Raw genomic sequence first — 21,196 nt, 5'->3', positions numbered from 1 at the left:
GCGCTGCTTGCTGTTATTTTTTAAATTTTGTTAATATATGTAGGCCATAAGCAAAAATACCATAGCCTGTTAAAGTACGTAATAACCATTTGAATGTACTGCTACTTAAACATTTTTCATTTAACATCATAGCTGGTACAAGCGTACTTATCGTATATAACCCTAATACTTTTAAATAACGTTTATTCAATACACTCACCTCTTTTCACTTTTATTATAACTAAAAGCTAAAGTGTACAAGTGTTTCAATTCTTACATATCTATGACTATTTATTTTTTAAAAGTGTTTCTAAATTATCAAATGTGCTATTCATACCCGCTTCTACACCCATATCAAGTAATTGTTTTGCTGATTTAGGATCTGGTAGTTCTGCAGTGGATATAATACGTGTTGAATTCTCACCTTTCTGTTCTAATTGAATGACATTACGCATACTAGCCATATTTTTATCAATATTACCTTCTTTATCAGTAAAGTAATCGTTATAATCAATTAAATAAGGTGCTTTGACTTCATTATACTTTGTTAATGTATAACTTGTACCTTGATCAGTATATATTGCAAAAAACGCTTGACCTCCAGTCACAATATTAAATTCGAACACTTTTGTTGTTGCACCTTGAGGGTGGAACCATTGTTCAAATAAAGACTGCTCAGTATATGCGTCAAATATTTCTTCTGCAGTTGCTTCAAAATCTCTTTTAAATATAATTTTATTTTCATTTACTTCTATACTCACTTAAAACGCTCCTTTTTATTCATCATTCATAATTACATAAGATGTCACTGTTTTAATTTTGGCATTTTTACGATTGCTTTCAAACTCAATAAAATCCGCAAAGTAGACTGCTGTGCCATCACTATTTAACTGAGTACCATGCATTGCACCAAACTTTCCGTGTGTTAAATTATGCGTCACTTCTATTCTTTTAATATCTACTTTATGCGCTTCAATTTCATTGTGAAATTCATCTAAACTGTTCAATTCAAAAGCACCAGGCACTTGCCACTTGAAATTTGACACAACTGTTTGTGATAACTTATTCTTATCAGCTAATGCAGATCCAATTAGAAAATCTAACATGATTCGCCGTTTGGGTGCATTATCACACCCTAAATCTCCAACCATTTCAAATGGAAATTCTGAAGCCGCTTCATTTTTAAATGATAGTCCTGCTTCTGTTAACGCATTTTCTAATATGCTGATCGCTTTAGGTCCTACGCCATGAGTATCTAATATAGTAGTTCGTTCATATTTTGCTAATTCTTCTAAAGTATTTATACCGATCGAAGCTAACGCATTCGTTGCTGGACGACCAATTTTAGGTAACATTGTTGCCACTGAAATCCCCCTTTTTAATACTTTATACCCGCATAAAAAGATTTTAAATTTTATATAACAAAAAAAGATCCAAGACAAACATCAGTCTTGGATCTTTTTACTATAATTTTTGTTATTAATCTTCTAATGCAAATTCAAGGCTTACTTGGAAGTTTATATCCTTACCAATCATTACGCCACCAGTTTCAAGTGGTTGGTTAAATGTCACACCATATTTTTCACGGTTAATTGTGCCATTAGCGATGAATCCTGCTGTTGTAGCTCCATTTAATGGGTTTTTACTTTGACCTTCATATGATAATTCAAAAGTTTCTTCTTCAGTTACATCTTTAATTGTTAAATTACCAGTAACTGAATTTCCATCTACTTTTGTTACATCAAATTTAATTTCAGGGTAGTTTTCAACATCTAAGAAATCACCACTTTTTAAGTGATTATCACGATCACCAACGCGAGTGTCAATTGAATCTGCTTTGATTGTTAAACCACCTTTAATTGTACTTAAATCATTTAAATCTCCTTCAAGTGAAGCTTCGAATTCATTAAATCTACCTTTTATATTTGAAATCACCAGGTGTTTAACTGAAAATTCTACTACTGAATGTGCTGGATCAAAATTAAATTTTGTCATAAAAATTCATACCTCCAAATTATTAACTTTCTATTGATACATTTATTATATCAGGTATATTTTATATATCAATAGAAATGCTCATATTTGTGTTTCTATGAAAAATATTCCCGTAAAACAAAATTTTACTCATTATCTATATAAATAATTAATTTCACTTAAATCCACACATTGATTTAGACTTTAATGTGCTAACATTTCTTTTTTAATTTGTGCTTTTGTTAATTCACTTGAGTAATATGTTGGCCAATTGTCTAATTCTTTTAATACTTTTTGTTTATTATCTCCCATAAATATATGGAAATGTTCTGCTTTTTTAGGTGCAATATTATGATCGCTAAATTGTACATATTTTGGTAAATCTTTATTGCTGCCTACTCGTTTAAATGAATATCTGACACCTCTATTACCTTTTTCATATTTCAAAATATCTTTCCCATCGTATTTGTATTGGCCAGTTAAGGTCTTACCGTCTTTTTTAAAAGTAATCGTATCCTCCGTAATATTTATATTACTAATATTTGTCTTATATCCTTTTTGGTAATATGCTTTATATTCTTTTGCAGTCATTTGATTATCTTCTTTTGCTTTGTGTTTCATGACATCATCTAACGTGCCATCTTTTAAAAACGGATAAAATGATTGCCATTCTCCTTCATAATCAGTTAATTCTCTATCTTTTACTTGACTATCCTTAAAGTAGCCATCAGCAATTGCTTTTTCATGTTTATTATGTGCGTGTTCATCATCTGTTTTAACATTGTCATTTAATGCCATATCAAGATGTTTTATATTTTTTTCCATTAGGGATTGATATGTCAGTTTATTATCTTCTGCTTGTTCTTTTGATAATGACTCCATGTTATTAAACTTCAATGGTTTTGCTTTTGTTTCTTTGCGAATCGTATCTGTGACTTTATTAGAAACATTGGCTTCATACAAAATGTATTTTGCGCCTGAATCATTAATCTCTTTCACAATTTTTGCTAATGCTTTTTGAGATGGATCTTCAGCATTCATGTTTTGTATACCTTTTTGGACAAATCCATATCTTTCTGAAAGATAACCAATAGATTCATGTGATATATATACGGTATTACCTTGCTTATCTTCAGTGATGTTTTGCATTTTTTGATCTATGCCCATCAAATCTTCTTTCAACTTATTATAGTTCTTTTCATAATAAGATTTGTGTTTAGGGTCTTGCTTTATTAATTTATCTTTGATCTCTTTTGCAAAGACTTGATTAAATTTTGGGTCTAACCATACATGAGGGTCATAGCCGCCATGATGATGTCTATGTTCATGATGGTGACCATGTTCTTCGTCGTGTTGATCAGTTAATAATTCGCTTTTATCAATTTTATCTCCTAACGATACCTTTTTATCATCCTTTTTAATTGTTGCTGCCACTTTTTTAGCAATAGGATCCAAATCGTCACCTGTATACAGGAACATATCTGCTTTACTCGCATTCATAATATCTTTTTGTGTTGGCTCATATGTATGTAAATCTGCACCAGTAGGATAAATAGATTTAACTGAAACATACTTTCCTCCTATTTGATTGGCAAATGATTTTAATGGAAATACAGTAGTATTAATTTTTATTTTGTCATTATCTTTTGATTCGTTAGACTTTGTGGCACTACAAGCAGTAACGATGATCGCTAATATAATGACAAATGACAGTATGTATATTGACTTTTTCATTCTTATTCCTCCTCAGATAGTAATCATTACGATTTAAAATTATAACTGTACTTTTCGAGATATGCAATACATATTTTGATTTTTTCGTAATTGTTTCGATTTAATAAGTTAGTCCTTCTTTTTCATATAAACTAAAAAAGCCCGTTCCTAAATGTTTTATAAAACGTTCAGGAACGGGCTTTTGATATTAAAGTTTAAATCTAAATTTTAATATTTAACTTTCTTCAAGTATTTTTTTATAGTTCTTATATTTATACGGGTCCTCTACTTTTTTACCTGCTACAAAAACTGTAGGTGCTGTTTCAATATGGTTTTCTTTATATTGTTTTTGATCTTGTTCGGCTGCTTTCCATGATTTACTATCTTTTGTTTTATAACTCGCTTTTATCTTTTCTTTTTTATCATTTGAAATTTCCAATTGATTTATTTGTTGATCAACGAGTTGTTCGGTAATCCATTTTTTTTCTGAGTTCGGTTGTTGCTTAAACATTAACTTTTGAAATTTTAAATATTGTTTAGGTGCATATTGCCTTACTGCATGACCTGCCCTTGAACCTATAATTGAATCTTTTCCTAAAAATGCCATATTAACAAATTGATAATCTACTTTTTTCGTATCAATATATTCTTTTTTTAATTTAGGCATAATATGTTCTTCTACTTTTTTACAATATGGGCACTTAAAATCACCATACTCAATAATTTTAATCTTTCCACCTTTTCCATATTTGTCATCTTGATGTACATTTTGATTGTCATTCGAACATGCGGAAACAAAAATGACTACTGCCATTAATAACAAACTTAACCAACATTTCTTCATTTGTTAAAAACACACCTTCTTATCTTGTTTTATTCTTCTAAGTTCATATTTTCTTCTTTATAATCCGCATCATGTGCATGTGAATATGATTTTGAATTAAAGTTTTTTAAGTAATGTGCTTTACCATCTGTTATTTTATATGTATAAAAATGAACTTCATCATCATCTTTTAATGGTTTATAAGCAATAGTCACATATTTACCTTTGTCATACACATAGATATTCGCATTCTTTTTTTCAAACTTAGATTCCACATCGCCATTTTGCTTATCAGCTAAAATCTTTTGTTGTTTTTTCTGTTGATGCACTGCTTTGTCAATCTCATCAGCATATTTCCCACTACTGCACCCAGCTATAATGATTATTGAAATGAACACCATCGTCATTAATTTTTTCATATTTACACTCCTAATATTACTTCTCATATCTAATATTATTTAACCATAAGTTTTATCTTACAACGAAAATCTTTGATGTGCTAGAACTATAACATTATTTTTATATTTATATAAAAACACTTCCGAAAAATTCATTCATAAATGAATTTAACGAAAGTGTCATATTTACCGTAAAAAATTAAATTTTCACCTATGGTACAACTTTATCCTAGCTATAACTCAATTAATTTCATTTTCATCATATTAGTGCCACTTTGATTGCTAATGCACCGTAATTAAGTTCATCTGTTTGTGAATAAATTTGATATATAGCCGCTAATTTTTGAGAAAGTTGATCATCTGCTTTCGCTCCAACTTCTTCATTTGTATATTGATTCAACAGTGACTGAAACGAAGAAAACACTACAATTTCCTTAACTTGGACTGTTAATGTTTCTTCATTCATTAAATTTTGGAATACAATATAATCGCCGCTTTTAATTTCTTGTCTTTTTTCATCATTCAATCTAATTTCAATCGTTTTGACTTCGTTTTTCATTAATTGAAAAGGTTCATTATTTAAATGCATCGAGTGTTCTATAATCCATACGCTCCATTCATAATATTTATATTGATATCAAAGTATCATAATATTAATATCATTTACAAGACAATTTCGCTTAATGCAGTACGATGTCGCAAATTTAATTATTCAGCATTCTTTTCTTCTAATTTAAGTTGTCTTTTGCTTTTCAACATAAACACACTTATTAAACTGATAATTGATATAATGACTGCAAACCAAAAGGCACCGTGATACCCACTTAACAATGCTTGATGTTGAATTTCTGCTGTCATTTGTTTTTGGCTCATATCTTTAAACTCAGACATATTTGGTGTGTAGTTTTTAGCAACCTGACTCATAATTGTAATCAAACCTGCTGTACCAATTGATGCAGATATTTGTTGTATAGTATTTGTCATCGATGAACCATGGGCATTCATTTCTGGCGCTAATTGATTCATTGTATGTGTCATTAATGGCATTAAACCAAGTGCGATACCAATCATACGAATAGCATATACAGTAGCTAATATCGCTGATGAAGTATGTTCATCCATGATTACAAAATAAGAAGTTGTTACAACTACAATAAACATACCAATGAATGCTAATATTTTAGCACCATATTTTTCATAGAGTAAACCTGAAATCACTGACATAATCCCCATTACGATAGCTCCAGGTAATAAAATCAATCCTGATTGAAGTGCTGAGTCATTCATAATATTCTGCACAAACATCGGTAACACTGTTTCAGAACCAATCATTGAAATCATGGTAAAAGCCATTATGATAATACCTACGGCAAATTGACTATCTTTGAATACTGAAAAATCAAGCAGTGGATTTTCCAAACGTGTTTGACGAAATATAAAAGCAACAACTAAAATAATGCCACCAATTACAGTAGTCAATACAATTGGATCGTTCCAGCCATCACGAGAAATTGAACTTGTACCGTATAGCAAACCACCAAAGCCGAACACAGATAAGATTATTGATAAAATATCAATACGTGTCTTTCGATTAGTACCAACATTTTTGACGAATTTAAGTGCACCAATGAAAGTAAGTGCAGCTATTGGAGCAACGACATGGAATAATGAACGCCAATTTAAATACTCTACTAAATAACCAGACAGTGTCGGACCAATTGCTGGAGCTAAACCAATCACTAAACCAAAAGTCCCCATATATTTACCTCTTTCATGAGGTTCAAATACATCTAAGATCGTCGTCATCATCAGTGGCATCATGATACCAGAACCAAGTGCTTGAACAATTCTTGCACTTAATAAAACAGAAAAGTTTGGACTAAATCCTGCAATTAAAGTCCCGATAAAAAAGATAAATATTGCAGTTAAAAATACTTTTCTTGTTGAGTATCTTTGAATAATCATTGCTGACAATGGGATTATTACACCATTGGTCAATAAAAAGGCCGTAGTAAGCCACTGTACTTGTGTGTAATCTATTTTAAAATCTTTCATTATGCTTGGTAATGCTGTAGTTAATAAGGTTTCATTTAATAATCCAAAAAATCCACCACACAACATCATCAAAATCATTATAATTTTCGTCTTTTGATCCATTTTTGTACTCCTATTTTCTATTAATTTATCAACTCTTTTTAGTCGCATTTCTGCATTATACATATTTTAGTTTAATTTATCATTAAAAATACTTAAAATATTAGTTTTATTTTAATCTTTTATTTTGAGAGATTTAAAAAATAGTTATAAATCGTAATAATTACTATTTACATTTCAGGTTTTTTCTTACATAATATCTATAGATAAAGGAGGTCCTCACCATGAAATTAGATTTACAAACAGCACGTCGTAATTTAAATAGTCCTAATATTAAAACACGGAAACGTGCACGCAAAATTATCCAACAACATAAGCGCAATAAATAAAAATAGAAGTAACACTTCAAAACCAATGGTAATTTGTTTCTGGTTTTGTCGCATTACTTCTAAAATGTGGCTTGATTCCTGAAAATATACATTTATATACTTCAGGATCAGCCATTATTTTATTTAAACGATTCATTATCTATTTATGAGGTCTTTTTTTACTTACATTTATTGAAAAACTATAAGTAATATTTATTTATTACTTTTAAATCATCTGTTAAATCATAAATCAAAGGCGCTCCAGTTTTAATTTCATATCCTACAATATCTTCATCTGATACATCTTCTAAATACTTAATTAATGCACGTAATGAATTTCCATGTGCAGAAACAAGCACAGTTTTTCCATCTAATAACTGTTGTGAAATTTGGTCGTTCCAATAAGGAATCACCCTAATTAAAGTGTCTTTCAAACTTTCTGATTCAGGCATAACTCTTCTATCTAAATGTTCATATTTTCTATCATTTAAATAGTCTTTTCTTTGTTCTTCACTTTGTTCAGGTGGTGCTATGTCATATGAACGTCTCCATATATGTACTTGTTCTTCTCCAAATTTTTCTCTTGCTTTATCTTTGTTTAAACCTTGCAATCCACCATAATGACGCTCATTTAAGCGCCAAGATTTAATAACAGGAATAAATAACTGTTGAGATTCATCTAATAAGTGAAATGTAGTTTTAATGGCGCGTTGTAATAAAGACGTAAAGGCGATATCAATCTCTATACCCTGTTCTTTTAATTTTTTTCCCGACGTTACTGCCTCAGTTCTTCCCTGTTCTGATAAATCTACATCAGCCCAACCTGTAAATAGATTCTCAGCATTCCAAACACTTTGTCCATGTCTACATAAAATTAGTTTTGGCATAATATTCCTTCTTTCCATTGAATAAAATTATATTATCACCCGTTTTACAAAAATATTACAGTGATATACAGATATAAATCTTGTTACGACAATACTTATCTATAATTTCTCATGCCATACATTAAAATTATAACAATTTACACTTAATTTTGAAATGATTGTATTCATTTATTCATAAATGACTTTTTATTTTTATTTTACTGTAACCTGTCTATAAAAAAATGATGTTATAGTTGTAAACGTTGATAAACCGAGCAATACGACAGACAAAAATAAGCACTTTTAAAACAACTATGCAGATTAACAAATACAATTTGAAATTATTTAAAACAAACAATTATTAGGAGGATTTTTCAAATGAAAAAATTATTATTAGCTTCATTCGCATCAGTAACAATCGCTACTGCTGGTGTTGGTTTAACTTCAAATACATCTACAGCTGATGCTGCAGAAACTACTCAAGCAAACAATGATGTATATAGTGAATTTATTGCTGCTGGTGGTACAAAAGCACTTTGGGATAACATTGTAATGCCAGAATCAAGCGGTAACCCAGATGCGGTGAATGAATTAGGATATAGAGGTTTAGGACAAACGAAGGAAGCTTGGGGTACTGGATCTGTAACTGAACAAACAAAAGGTATGATTCAATACGCTGAAGAACGTTATGGCTCAATTGATGCAGCAATTGAATTCCGTGCTGCAAATGGTTGGTGGTAAAACGAATTTTATGCATTTCTTCAATATGTAAAAAAATAAAGCCCCACTTCTCAATTTATTGAGTTAGTGGGGCTTATGCATGGGCTGAATCTCAGGTGTTCCTCTATATTTTTTTAAATTCTAGTCATTCTTGCCAGGGTGGAGCAGTGAAATCTTTTTGATAAAAATAGATTTCTGTTCCACTCGTTTTTTTACTATAAAATAAGCTAATAAAATTTCAGTTTATACATCAATATTCATTAAATACCTTAATTCAGGTTATCCATTAGTAGTTTATTAACTTAATATGAATATAAGTCATGATAATAATCAAAATTATTTACTTTCTCGACATCTTAGTTACTGTATTGACTGTGGCTCAGGATGCACATAAACTGAAGAAATGCCTTTGCTATGCATATGTTGTTCTACTTTGTCGCAAATGTGATGTGCTTCCTCTAAAGACAAATCTGATTTTACTACAATCGTTACATCTACAAAAACACTACTACCGTGGTAACGACCTTTAATATTTTGTACTTCTATTACATCTTCAATTTCTAACACATAATTTTTATAAGCTTCTAATTCTTGCTCGTTAAAACCGTCACTTAATGTAAAAATTGATTCTTTAAAGATACCAAAACCAGTATATATTATAAGTAAGCCTAAAATAATGGCTAATATCGTATCAATGATTGGAAATCCAAATTGTGTAAATACTAAACCAATTGCAGTTCCTAAACTCACTAACGCATCCGACAAATTGTCCTTAGCTGCAGAATTCAGAGAACTACTTTGGGTATGATTAGCAATTCTTTGATTAATATAAAACACAGCTAGCATAATCAAACCACTAATGACACTGACATAAATATTTATAATATTAGGAGTATGATGTTCGTTTGTGAATAATTCAGGAACATTCTCTATAATGACTTGAATACCTACAAACATTATAATAAATGACACGAGTAATGATGATATATTTTCAGATTTCAAATGTCCATATGGATGGTTTTGGTCTGCAGGTTTAATAGAAATTTTCAACCCAATAATTACGGCCAAAGAAACAATAATATCTGTCATGTTATTTAAACTATCTGCTTTTACAGCTGCAGAATCATATAAATAACCTACAATAAATTTAGTCACTGATAATATGATATAGACGATTAAACTTAAAAAGGCACCTTTTTGTGCTGTTTCCAATTTTTCTTTTTGACTCATCTTACGTTCCACCTTCAGTATGATTGAATACTTATTATGACTCATTACAAACATATTTACAACGATTTTTATTCAAAAATTATTTAATATAAATAAACTAATTATTTTTTTAGCCAATCCTAATATTAATTATAAAATTGAGCAAAAATAAGAGACCAAGTTTGAAACAAATCATATTTTTGATTCCGAAACTTGATCTCATAAAAATAACTATATTTAAAATGTTGGTCTATTAATCATTTAACTAATCTCTCAAAATATATTTAGAGAGCACAAATGTTATAGGTATCGTAATGATAAGCCCTGCAAAAGGTGCTATCACAGATGATATACCAAACCATTGTACAAAAATGTACAATAATAAAGTTTGCATGCCCATATTGACAACTTGAGTTAATGGAAACTTTAGGAATTTACTCCAAGTTGGTGTCACTTTATAAACAAAGTAACAATTTAAATAATAAGAAATAACAAAACTAATGATAAATCCACTGATATGACTAACTAAATAATTCATTTCTAATAACTTCAATAAACAAAGATAGACAATGTAATAATTTAAAGTATTCATACCGCCTACAATCACAAATTTAATCACTTCATAGTGTGTTTTAGTCAAATTCATTTTTTACTCCTTAGTAAATTTCCATGTCTTTTTGAATAATTGCTATTAAAAACATATTATTAACGCGCTATATCTAGTATAATACTTTATCATATAAATGTATGTTTTGTATTATATTAATAATTACAACGAGCTCAATTAATATGCTCGTTTTTAAGTATACATGGTATTTAATATATTACTTTTATAAGTAGTTACAAAACGAGATAACATGTTTATAATTAAGTATTAGAGAGTATTTTAAAGGAGTTTCAAACATGGACAAGATTTCAAATCGTCAACTGCCAATTATGGTCATTATTGTGTTAGGTATCATGACTACATTTGGTCCTTTAACCATAGATATGTATGTGCCATCATTACCGAATGTGCAACATGACTTTAGTACATCTGTATCTCAAGCACAGCTTACTTTATCATTTGCAATGATTGGTCTTGCTATTGGACAATTTATATTTGGACCTTTGTCTGATACATACGGACGAAAAAAAGTTGCTTTATTTATCATTTCAATCTATGCGCTCGCTTCTTTACTGGCGGTTTTCACAGCTTCCATGGGTGTCTTACTCACTTTGCGACTAGTTCAAGGTTTAACTGGCGGAGGTGCAATAGTAATCGCCAAAGCTACTATGGGAGACCAGCATGAAGGAAAAGCATTAGCTAAAGGACTAGCAGCATTACTTGTAATTAATGGAATCATTACGATTATTGCGCCAATCATAGGTGGATACGCACTAACGATATCCAATTGGAAAGCAGTATTTGTAATTCTGACCATCGTAAGTGTTATTATTTTATTTTTGTCGATTCGCCATTTAGAAGAAACACATCAACCAAACAGAGCAAAACTTAATTTCAAAGTTATTTTTAAAGATTTTGCTCATTTGTTAAAAACGCCTGCATTTATTATTCCAATGATTTTACAAGGCTTAACGTACGTAATGTTATTTAGTTTTTCATCTGCGGCACCGTTTATTACACAAAAAATTTATGACATGACGCCTCAGCAATTTAGTTATTTGTTTGCTTTTAACGGCATTGGCCTTATTATTATGAGTCAACTTACAGCCTTACTTGTGGCATATATAAATCGCTACTTTTTGCTAATTATGCTAACAATCGTTCAAATAATTGGGGTTGTACTTATTATTGTGACATTAACACTGCATTTACCATTATGGGTATTAATTATCGCATTCTTTTTAAATGTATGTCCTGTAACAGGTATCGGACCTTTAAGCTTTGCATTAGCAATGGAAGCGCGTACTGGTGGTAGTGGTAATGCTTCCAGTTTGCTAGGTCTATTTCAATTTATACTTGGTGGTATTATGTCACCATTAGTAGGATTACAAGGTGAATACAGTATCTTGCCATATACGATTATTTTACTAATCACTGCAGTGCTAATCATTGGGTTAGAAATTGGGTTAAAGTCGTTTCTTATTAATAAGCATATAACATGAATTAAAGCTTAAAAAATACATTCAAAGCATTATCAACATTCACAATTAATTTAATAACATATGTATTAATTTGGAAAACTTAGGTTAAAAAATTAATATAGACGCCGCTAAATTCATGTTTCAACATGTCATTTAGTGGCGTCTTTTCTTTTGCTTGCTCAATATACCAATCTATAAAATACTATAAACACAATAAATGTCCAATTCTACTTGACTTGAAATAGAAATGGACGATTACATGACACAATTGTGTTTATATTTCTAACATCGTTGATTTCAAACTTCTATTCTACTATTTGATTGGAAACCAAATTTCAGTAATATAGTCGTTTGAATGTAATTCACCTGGTTTATACAACTCAAAAAAAGGAGCGCTTCGCAATTCATAATCTAGAGTATGTAAGATTTTTCTGTGAATGATTTGCATTGCTTGTTTAATCGATTCTGGAACTGGACCTTTGGCATCAAATACTAAGTATCTGCCTTCTACTAATTCTACGTGTTCCCAATCACTTTGCGTTTCCTCATTTGTCACACCTATTAAATAATGCATTTCGCCATTTTCTTTAGGAAGACAAACACCTAATAACCCTTCGAGGTATTGATTACTTTGTGATATCAAGTGATTTTTGTAACCCATTGCTTCAAATTCCATCCAAAACTTAAAAATATTTTCTTGTGCTTTTTGTCCAGTTGCATATGCTCTTTTTACCCCTACAACTGGCACTGGAATGTCGGATAATGTTTCTATTCTATAATCCATTGTTTTCAACCCCTTTCGCACATTATAACCATTTTCATTAAAATATATCTAATATTAACTATGATTTAAGCATCTTTATAGTCACTGAAACTGATATAGATATATAATAAAAGCAAACATTAATGTTAATCATTCTTTAATATTTGATACAGGAGTCTCTATCTATGAATAAAAAAGTATTAGCCGTTAAACCAATTAGCCAATTGTTCCCGATACCTATGATTATGGGATGCGAAGGCATTGCAAGTGCAATGATATTACAATTCAATAATCACAAAATACCAGCAACACATATCATGAAACACTGGCCGAAACACGCCAATAATCCATATAAAGGCTATGTAGGTCATCACTTATGGGTAAAATGGGGTTATCATCAAACGATTTTCCCTACAGCCTTAGCACCTTATTTACAAACGTATGATAAACGCATTGTTAATAGTACTGGGAAATCACTGGCTTCATTGTGTGACATCATTGATAAAGGGCAACCTGTCATCATTTATCACACTGTTTTAGGTCAAAAAGCTTTTAGCAAAACATTTAAAATTGATAATACACATCATCAATTGGTATCAAATATTCATGTTACCGTGCTGATTGGTTATGACGATAACCATTATTATTATATTGATCCATTATGGTCTAATTTATGGAAATCAATTATTATACCTGCTATTTTTCCGAATAAATATCAAATTATAAAAATTAACAAACAGAAATTAGAAAGCAGTTATAATGCTCCTGGACGTATGAGCATTCATTTACAAAAATGATTAATTAATTTCTATTTTGTGTAACGCATGGTTGATTTCCTGTTCTATATCTGGTGTACGCCATTCCCGTTGATAGCCTAAACACGGACAAATATATGTCACGTTGTTTTCTTCAAAAACATTTCGAAAATGAACATGGCCCATAATACTATATCTAATATCATATTGGGTATAAATTTCATCAAAATCCGAAGTGCCTATAAATGCATTAAAATAATCAAATATTCTATGTGGCATTGGTACTGCGAATTTACGATGAGTCACGATGTGTGTCATTAATATAATTTTTTTATCTTTTACTTTTTCAATATCCTTCATCGCTTGTTTGGCCGCTATCATTGATAATTTTTGGTCTTCAATTTGCCAATCTATTTTCACTTTATCTTGCCAAGTAGCGCCATAATATTTCCTACGTGCAATGCGTTCCAAAGAGAATTTAGAGTGTGCATATGTATAGTCATACCAACCTGTATTACCTACAATCGCCCACGCTTCATTTATGACAAAAGGATCATCTATTAAGCAATTATCCATTTTGATATAAGTATCCAAGATTTCAGAAGAAGTCGCCCCAGTATCCGTTGACCAAAAATCATGATTTCCCGGTACAAACAGTACTTTTATCATTGTTTGTATCTCGATTTCCTTCACAAATGATTGCGTTAACTTATAATGATTTGAAACATCTCCAGCGATAAGTAATAATTCAATTTTTTGTTGCTTAATTACTGTAACTAATGCCTGTTCATAATCTTTGGGCGTTAATTTATTATGTCTATCGATATGTAAATCTGAAATCATGCCTATTAACATATTTATCACATTCCTCTACTCGTTTAACAATTTCATTATGACACAACTTCACTTTATTCTTTAAATATTCCGCTTGTATTCATTTAAGTTTCGTTCAGCAAATCATTCTGTATATCAAACATACCTGTAAGTCATTCATTAAAATGTTTTTCGAAATTATTTAAATAATATTTAAAAATTGTATGCAATTGTGTTAAAGTTACATTGTTCAAAACCTGAGCAGGAGGAAATAACATATGAAGAAAAATTGGATTGTCTTAATGATGACGATGCTACCTTTACTTTTAACTGCTTGTGATTATTCAAAACAAGAGGATAGAAGTGGCTGGTTTTACTTTATTTTTGTAAAACCCATTGATATGTTTTTGCATGGATTGGGACAGTTGTTTAACGACAATTATGGCTTAGCCATCATCATGATTGTACTGACCATACGCCTTATCTTAATGCCATTTATGTTAATACAAGTTAAAAACATGCATCTTATTAGAGAAAAAACAAAGATAGTACAACCGCAAATTGATAACGTCAAACAACGCGTAAGAGATGCACAAACACAGGAGGAAAAACGTGAAGCTAATAGAGATTTGATGACCACTTATAAGCGTTATGACATTAATCCAATAAAAAGCGTTATCGGTTGTTTACCAATTTTAATACAGTTGCCCATATTATTTGGTTTAATCGTGACACTTAAATTTCCTAGCAGTGGTGGAATAGATCAATTCCCTCATTTTTTATGGTTCAATTTAACAAAACCTGATTTATGGATGTCATTAATTGCAGCTGCTATTTATTTCATACAACCTCTTGTAAATGCAATGCATTACCCTAAAAATCAACGCAAAACATATTATGTGATGATGATATTATCACCTATTTTTATAACTTACATATCTTTACATTCTGCAGCAGCACTTGGTTTGTATTGGACATTTAGTGGTTTGTTTTTAATTTTACAAATGCACTTTGCTCATTCATATTACAGTAAACAAGCAAAACAAGAAGCTTTAAAACTTGCGGATTCCCTCAATCAAACAAATATTGACTAAACAATGAGTCATGTTACTTTATTGAATTGTAAAATGCTTTCATTTACATGTAATAAATTCAAAAATTTCTTTTACACATCATTAGATGCTATAATATTTACAATTTGATAAACAAAGGGGGAAGATGTATGGAGTTTACAATAAGAGCATTAACTGAAGCAGATAAGTATGGTAAAGCACTTGTCCACTATGAAAGTTGGTTGGAAACTTATGACCATTTATCTAAAAATAATTACTTAGAAAACCTAGACAAAGCTCAATTTATCAGAAAGTCTTATTTGCACAATGTTCCGACATTAGTTGCCCTCGTCGAAAACGAAGTAGTAGGTTTCATATCTTATGGCAAAACGGAATCCTCATCTTCTTCTGACGACTGGAGTGAAATCTTCGCACTTTATTTATTGGAAGATTATCAGCGTCATATGATTGGTTATGCACTTACACAACGTGCCTTGGAATTATCTTATCCTGACAATGTAACCCTATGGGTAGTTGAAGAAAATAAAAATGCAATTCATTTTTATGAGCAAGTTGGATTTAAGTTGAGCAATGATAAACAAGCTACTTATTTTGGAAAAACTTATTATGAAGTTCGTATGAATTATTCAAGAAATGAACACGATTATTAAAATAACAAGTTACGACTTTATTACTACATTGTTTTACGCACTAAAAAAAGCAATGACACCCGCTATCATCATAGTATGTGTCACTGCTTTTTTATTTTAATATATGTTCTAAAAATAATTTAATGCGTTTCACCTAAAGCAATTTTAATGTCCTCATCTGATTCTATAATCGCTTTGAGAGCAGCTTCCAAACCTTCTGCAATCGTTTGAATAGACATGGATGGTTTTTCAGGTTTGTCTGTGACTTGTTGAGGAATAAAAGGCACATGTATAAATCCAAATTTAATATTTGGAAATTGTGTTGCTTGTAAAAATCCAAGTTGATACAAAATATGATTACATACAAAAGTACCTGCTGTATTAGACAATCTCGCTGGTACCCCTGCAGACTTAATCGCCTCTGTCATACGTTTAACTGGTAAATTGGAAAAATATGCGGCATCGCCTGATGATTGAATAAGTTCATCTATCGGCTGGTTACCTTCATTATCAGGTATACGCGCATCATCAATGTTTATACCTACACGTTCTGGCGTCAATTCAAATCTTCCACCTGCTTGTCCAATTGCCAATACAACATCATATTGTTCTTGTTTTAATTTATTAACTATAGTTTCTTTGCTTTTATTAAAAACTGTAGGTATTTCTATCTTATCAATCTGATGTGTTTCAATTTCATTTGGCAATAATTTAACAGCTTCCAATGCTGGATTAATCTCTTCTCCACCAAAAGGATCAAACCCTGTTACTAATATTTTCATCATTAACATCCCCTTTTCATTTTTTAATTTATACTTTTTACATTTTAAAACGCCCAAACATACATTAATCCTATATGCACCAAAATTAATATAAGTGCAATGGGCGCTTGCGCTTTAATCACGCCGAATTCTTGTTTCATTTCTAATAAAGCAACTGGTAAAGTATTAAAATTAGCTGCCATAGGTGTCAATAATGTACCACAAAATCCACCAGTCATAGCCAGTGCACCGGCTATAACAGGATCTCCACCTTGGGCGATAACAAATGGAATACCGATACTCGCTGTGATAACGGTAAATGCAGCAAATGCATTACCCATTAACATTGTAAAAAGCACCATGCCAATGACATATGCTGCCGCACCTATAAGATGATTGCCCTCTGGTAAAAAAGAGGATATGCCTTTAGAAATAACATCCCCCACACCACTCACTGTAAAAAGTACGCCTAATGCAGCCAAGAACTGTGGTAGTATACCAACTGTTCCAATTTGTTGGGTTAGACGGTCACTGTCATAAAGTATATATTTACCATTTGGCTTAATAACAAAATATGCAGCAAGTAACCCTAATATCGAAGAAACACCTAAACCTATTGCTCCTCCTAATGGTGTCCAATTAGAAACGATAATCGCAGCTATAGCTAAAACAATAGCGGGGATAAATAATTTATTTCCATATTTTTGTGAACCTAAATTTCCCTGTGCTTCGTTGACATCTATAATATTTTTAATAACCACTTGTTTACATAGCGTTAATATTCCCATAACTATGATAAATATGCCATTGATTACGTTAGGTATATAAGGACCGGCAATAAATAAAATAGCTAATAAAATCCAAAATAAAGCTGTACCATATTTTTTGCTATTTGTTGATGCTTTTAACACGCGATATGCCGTATAAAGTAATTGTAAACCAATTAATATGTAAAATAGTTCTAAAATTTGATTTAATGTATGCTCACTCATGTCTTACCACCTGCTTTTTACCGTATTTCCGATCTAAATATTTATCAAATCTAATATTATTTATCCACACAATAAAAAAGACAATAACAGCGATTGGTAATGATGCTAATACAAGATCAATGGCATTCACTTTAATATCTAAAGACTGAAACGTACCAACCATTAACAATACACCTGCTGCCCCTACAAACAAATTTTGACCGAAGAAATTACCATAATTTTCCATCGCAGAAGTCTGCGCTTTAATCTTTTCGATATCCTTTTCGTCTACTTCATGTTCTTGCAAATGATAGCGTGTTCTTAATGCACCCTGTACCATTGGATTAATCAATGGACGTACAAACTGTGGATGTCCTCCGATACGTATTGATGCAACACCCGCTAATTCTCTAATGAATAAATAGATAGTCATCAATCGCCCACTCGTAACTTTATTCACCTTACCGATCATATTCGAGGCCTGCTTTTTTAAACCAAAACGCTCAATTAACCCCACCATAGGTAATGTTAAAATAAAAAGTGTAACTAAACGATTATCAACAAAAGCTTTTCCTAATGTTTCAAGAATAACGTACAAATTTAAACCTGATACAAGTCCCGTCGCTACAGCGGCGATTAAAATCACAGCAATCGTATCAATCTTGAATAAAAAACCAAGTACTATAATTAAAATTCCAATCAATTTTAACCATTCCATGTTATCTCCACCTTTCTTCTTTTATATTAAAGGTTTACTTTTTTTAATACAATGAATTTTCAGATAATTTTTATACCTTAACAACATAAACAAAAAAGTCCAAAACATCTTTTACATGTTTCAGACTTTTAATGACAACGGCTTATAAGCGATAAATTTTAATTTTTCATTTTTGGAAAATTACTTGAACATCTTTGTTAAAACGCGTGTATTATACTTATTCCTCTACTACGACATTAAAGTTCGCCATAATTCATACATCTAAACACTTGCTATCTCATATCTTCATTCGCATTTAAAATGCTATAGCCATTTTAAAGTGGCATCCGATTCATTACGAGAAGGTAGCAATGTTTCAATGATTAATAAAATCGTACATATCCATGCAATCACATTAAGTAAGATGGCTATGCTATTGATTTGAATCAAATCAAATGAAATGTTCATAATAATAGACACAGCTATAAGAATGATGGCAGAAGTTCTTCTTCTTCCTGCATCATAAAATCGTCGCAATGTAATAGCAAACATTGGTATAATCATTGCCAAAACAAAAATCCCAACCAATATTGACAGGATTGTAGCAACAATAAAAGCACCTGAAATAAAAGCAATAACACCAATAATAGCTACAATAAATATACTAACAATATGAATCAGCACTGGTGTCCAGAACTCTAATCTATTGGATTTACTTTGAAAATCTATATATTTTTTCCAAAAATCTTTATACGCCTCTATCATATTTGACACTCCATTTTTCAATTAAAGTTATTTAAACATTTATTATTCATAATAGCGTAATCGCACACCTTCTAACAAGTACTAGCTACATATCTAGTTTAAATATATGACTTAACTACTTTTTCTAACACGACAGGTAATTCTATTAATGCGCTCTGCTTATGCAGACGCTCACTTAATTTATGAGCATCTTTGCCGATGGGTCCTATCAACAATGTAGGTGCACTGATGGCTTTTATTGATTCAAAAGGAATAGTGTATGTACGATTGAAATTTGGCGTATTTTGCTCATATATAACCATCTGTTCCATATCTCCATCAAACTTTAAATAACTCGTATCACTGATGCCATTAAAATAATATACTTGTTCACTACTACGCTGAAATTGTTCATTTAGTGTATGTTTCACTAATTCTATAGTTGAGGATACGTGCTTGTCGGATGAAGCATTAACAGCTGGATAATAAGGTGAAGCAAAAAATGTCACTACAGCTGGCGCTATATTCTTACATATTTGCATCAGCTTATCTGCAACATGAATATTCTGTAAATGTAACTCTGACGTTTCTTGAAGTGTTTGATCTATAAGATTAGTGATTGCTTCTTCACCGTACTGTTTAACAGCATATTGCCTAAGTTGCTCATATGTCAGAACATTAATTTTTTTATCGAATTGGTAATCTTCTGTTTCTAATACAGATAGCCAATCCGATTCACAACGCTCAACAGCAGTGATGACCGTATTTATGAATTCTCTAAAAACATCTTTAGGTGTTTTGTTAAATAGAAAGAAGTTAAATAATCCTATGGTTTTGTATGGCGTTTGCACATCATATGTATCTTTAATATCTTTCATCATTAATGTTACAGGTACAGGTGTGGATTCATTTTCAAAATGTTCTTTTAGCTGTGTGTTATATTCTACCGCTTGTGTAATATAACTCATCATAAAGTTAGCACTCAAACCTTCAAGAGGCTGACCGACATGTGTTTCCTTTCCATAGCACAGTACTGCTGGCATGATTTTACCAATTGATCCTGAATATATATAATGTTTTTCATCTGAAGTAGCTTGCTGAAGAGTAGGTTCACTATTCAAATGTAATTGTATATCTAAATCGTAGTTAGCTTTTAATTCTGCTAATTTTTCTACCGCTTTTCTCATACCAGAAGAATTTACTTCCTCGTCTGGAACCGTAACTAAAATCAAATTAATATCCCATTGTTCAATGGATGCTAATTCAATTAAAGACATATGCAACATGAGACCTGCTTTCATATCCATAATCCCACGACCAAATAAGTAATCTTCACTAAGTAAGTCTTCTACAGCCCCTTTATCTAAATAATTTTGGTTTTCTAAAAAATACTGCTTTAATTTATCAGGATTACAAGCTAAATCATGAGCTAAACCAAATTCCGACACATCGACCGTATCATAATGACTAACAAGTACAATAGTTTTACCGGATTGGGAACCCTGATAAAAAGCAATTAATGCTTCTTTATCATCATCCGTTAGTATTTTTTGAATTTGATTGGGATTGGTCTTAAAATATTTAAGTTGAAATAACAATTGGTTTACCAGATTAGGGAATGTTTTCTCTCCTTGTGTATTCGTAATTGATTGGTGATTTACAAGTTGTTTTAGTAAAGTTAAACGATCTTGTTCATTTTGCCATAAAGTTTGCATCAATCCAGACCTCCTTGTAAGCGTTTATTAAATTATAATATGA

Annotated in this window: 25 protein-coding genes; 6 read left to right on the top strand and 19 right to left on the bottom strand. The window is 31.0% G+C overall.

The annotated features are described in order from the left end of the window. Positions 1-13: 13 nt before the first annotated feature. The 9 genes from JG554_RS02695 to JG554_RS02655 all read right to left on the bottom strand — a co-directional run bounded on the left by JG554_RS02695 (position 14) and on the right by JG554_RS02655 (position 7,044). On the bottom strand, positions 14-190 hold the full coding sequence (locus tag JG554_RS02695; RefSeq protein WP_046207579.1) for a hypothetical protein: 177 nt from the start codon (positions 188-190) through the stop codon (positions 14-16). A 76-nt stretch (positions 191-266) separates the two neighbouring features. Beyond that, positions 267-740, bottom strand: coding sequence for an SRPBCC family protein (locus JG554_RS02690; protein ID WP_070037482.1), 474 nt, complete (start codon positions 738-740; stop codon positions 267-269). Positions 741-755: 15 nt separating this feature from the next. Continuing rightward, positions 756-1,334, bottom strand: coding sequence for a helix-hairpin-helix domain-containing protein (locus tag JG554_RS02685; RefSeq protein ID WP_037539911.1), 579 nt, complete (start codon positions 1,332-1,334; stop codon positions 756-758). A 124-nt stretch (positions 1,335-1,458) separates the two neighbouring features. Continuing rightward, positions 1,459-1,974 (bottom strand): YceI family protein, encoded by a 516-nt coding sequence (locus JG554_RS02680; RefSeq protein WP_019468826.1) that lies wholly within the window; start codon positions 1,972-1,974, stop codon positions 1,459-1,461. A gap of 183 nt (positions 1,975-2,157) precedes the next feature. Next, positions 2,158-3,687, bottom strand: coding sequence for a zinc ABC transporter substrate-binding lipoprotein AdcA (gene adcA / locus JG554_RS02675; RefSeq protein ID WP_203265364.1), 1,530 nt, complete (start codon positions 3,685-3,687; stop codon positions 2,158-2,160). Positions 3,688-3,901: 214 nt separating this feature from the next. Further along, complete coding sequence (locus tag JG554_RS02670; protein WP_046207576.1) at positions 3,902-4,510, bottom strand: DsbA family protein; 609 nt, start codon at positions 4,508-4,510, stop codon at positions 3,902-3,904. Between the two features lie 29 nt (positions 4,511-4,539). Next, complete coding sequence (locus JG554_RS02665) at positions 4,540-4,908, bottom strand: DUF4467 domain-containing protein (RefSeq protein WP_019468823.1); 369 nt, start codon at positions 4,906-4,908, stop codon at positions 4,540-4,542. Positions 4,909-5,146: 238 nt separating this feature from the next. Further along, positions 5,147-5,476 (bottom strand): ASCH domain-containing protein, encoded by a 330-nt coding sequence (locus JG554_RS02660; RefSeq protein WP_019468822.1) that lies wholly within the window; start codon positions 5,474-5,476, stop codon positions 5,147-5,149. 119 nt (positions 5,477-5,595) lie between these two features. Continuing rightward, entirely contained in the window at positions 5,596-7,044 is a 1,449-nt protein-coding gene (locus JG554_RS02655) for an MDR family MFS transporter (RefSeq protein ID WP_070037476.1), read from the bottom strand. A gap of 221 nt (positions 7,045-7,265) precedes the next feature. Here JG554_RS02655 and JG554_RS02650 point away from each other — a divergent pair, with 221 nt between their 5' ends. After that, on the top strand, positions 7,266-7,370 hold the full coding sequence (locus JG554_RS02650; protein WP_017722768.1) for a putative metal homeostasis protein: 105 nt from the start codon (positions 7,266-7,268) through the stop codon (positions 7,368-7,370). A gap of 179 nt (positions 7,371-7,549) precedes the next feature. Here JG554_RS02650 and JG554_RS02645 read toward each other — a convergent pair whose 3' ends face one another. After that, entirely contained in the window at positions 7,550-8,236 is a 687-nt protein-coding gene (locus tag JG554_RS02645) for a 2,3-diphosphoglycerate-dependent phosphoglycerate mutase (RefSeq protein WP_040030126.1), read from the bottom strand. Between the two features lie 357 nt (positions 8,237-8,593). Between JG554_RS02645 and JG554_RS02640 the strand changes: the two genes are divergently transcribed. Beyond that, positions 8,594-8,956, top strand: coding sequence for an aggregation-promoting factor C-terminal-like domain-containing protein (locus JG554_RS02640; protein WP_019468819.1), 363 nt, complete (start codon positions 8,594-8,596; stop codon positions 8,954-8,956). Between the two features lie 339 nt (positions 8,957-9,295). On the opposite strand, the gene JG554_RS02635 is transcribed toward JG554_RS02640, so the two are convergent. Beyond that, entirely contained in the window at positions 9,296-10,165 is an 870-nt protein-coding gene (locus JG554_RS02635) for a cation diffusion facilitator family transporter (protein ID WP_019468818.1), read from the bottom strand. Positions 10,166-10,409: 244 nt separating this feature from the next. Continuing rightward, on the bottom strand, positions 10,410-10,790 hold the full coding sequence (locus JG554_RS02630; RefSeq protein ID WP_019468817.1) for a GtrA family protein: 381 nt from the start codon (positions 10,788-10,790) through the stop codon (positions 10,410-10,412). A gap of 257 nt (positions 10,791-11,047) precedes the next feature. Here JG554_RS02630 and JG554_RS02625 point away from each other — a divergent pair, with 257 nt between their 5' ends. Next, positions 11,048-12,253, top strand: a complete 1,206-nt coding sequence (locus JG554_RS02625) for a putative multidrug effflux MFS transporter TcaB (protein WP_070037473.1) — start codon at positions 11,048-11,050, stop codon at positions 12,251-12,253. 292 nt (positions 12,254-12,545) lie between these two features. On the opposite strand, the gene JG554_RS02620 is transcribed toward JG554_RS02625, so the two are convergent. Next, complete coding sequence (locus JG554_RS02620) at positions 12,546-13,016, bottom strand: GyrI-like domain-containing protein (RefSeq protein WP_070037470.1); 471 nt, start codon at positions 13,014-13,016, stop codon at positions 12,546-12,548. A gap of 164 nt (positions 13,017-13,180) precedes the next feature. Between JG554_RS02620 and JG554_RS02615 the strand changes: the two genes are divergently transcribed. Further along, positions 13,181-13,792: a C39 family peptidase gene (locus JG554_RS02615; protein WP_070037467.1), complete on the top strand. Its 612-nt coding sequence runs from the start codon at positions 13,181-13,183 to the stop codon at positions 13,790-13,792. On the opposite strand, the gene JG554_RS02610 is transcribed toward JG554_RS02615, so the two are convergent. Beyond that, positions 13,793-14,605 carry a metallophosphoesterase gene (locus JG554_RS02610; RefSeq protein ID WP_046207572.1) on the bottom strand — a complete coding sequence of 271 codons (813 nt, stop codon included), beginning with the start codon at positions 14,603-14,605 and terminating at the stop codon, positions 13,793-13,795. A gap of 236 nt (positions 14,606-14,841) precedes the next feature. Between JG554_RS02610 and yidC the strand changes: the two genes are divergently transcribed. Further along, entirely contained in the window at positions 14,842-15,657 is an 816-nt protein-coding gene (yidC, locus tag JG554_RS02605; protein ID WP_070037455.1) for a membrane protein insertase YidC, read from the top strand. 128 nt (positions 15,658-15,785) lie between these two features. Continuing rightward, complete coding sequence (locus JG554_RS02600) at positions 15,786-16,286, top strand: GNAT family N-acetyltransferase (RefSeq protein WP_046207571.1); 501 nt, start codon at positions 15,786-15,788, stop codon at positions 16,284-16,286. A gap of 119 nt (positions 16,287-16,405) precedes the next feature. Here JG554_RS02600 and pcp read toward each other — a convergent pair whose 3' ends face one another. The 5 genes from pcp to JG554_RS02575 form a co-directional block, all read right to left on the bottom strand. Continuing rightward, positions 16,406-17,047, bottom strand: a complete 642-nt coding sequence (pcp, locus tag JG554_RS02595) for a pyroglutamyl-peptidase I (RefSeq protein WP_203265363.1) — start codon at positions 17,045-17,047, stop codon at positions 16,406-16,408. 44 nt (positions 17,048-17,091) lie between these two features. Further along, positions 17,092-18,018 carry a DUF979 domain-containing protein gene (locus JG554_RS02590; RefSeq protein ID WP_046207569.1) on the bottom strand — a complete coding sequence of 309 codons (927 nt, stop codon included), beginning with the start codon at positions 18,016-18,018 and terminating at the stop codon, positions 17,092-17,094. Further along, entirely contained in the window at positions 18,011-18,715 is a 705-nt protein-coding gene (locus tag JG554_RS02585) for a DUF969 domain-containing protein (protein ID WP_070037450.1), read from the bottom strand. Before JG554_RS02585 ends, JG554_RS02590 begins: the two co-directional genes overlap by 8 nt. 303 nt (positions 18,716-19,018) lie before the next feature. Next, positions 19,019-19,459, bottom strand: coding sequence for a DUF805 domain-containing protein (locus JG554_RS02580; RefSeq protein WP_064209313.1), 441 nt, complete (start codon positions 19,457-19,459; stop codon positions 19,019-19,021). Positions 19,460-19,557: 98 nt separating this feature from the next. Further along, positions 19,558-21,153, bottom strand: a complete 1,596-nt coding sequence (locus tag JG554_RS02575) for a M20/M25/M40 family metallo-hydrolase (protein ID WP_203265362.1) — start codon at positions 21,151-21,153, stop codon at positions 19,558-19,560. Positions 21,154-21,196: the final 43 nt, after the last annotated feature.

The organism is Staphylococcus sp. 11-B-312, assembly GCF_016743055.1.
Taxonomy (GTDB): domain Bacteria; phylum Bacillota; class Bacilli; order Staphylococcales; family Staphylococcaceae; genus Staphylococcus; species Staphylococcus ureilyticus.
This window is presented reverse-complemented; position numbering and strand designations above follow the sequence as displayed.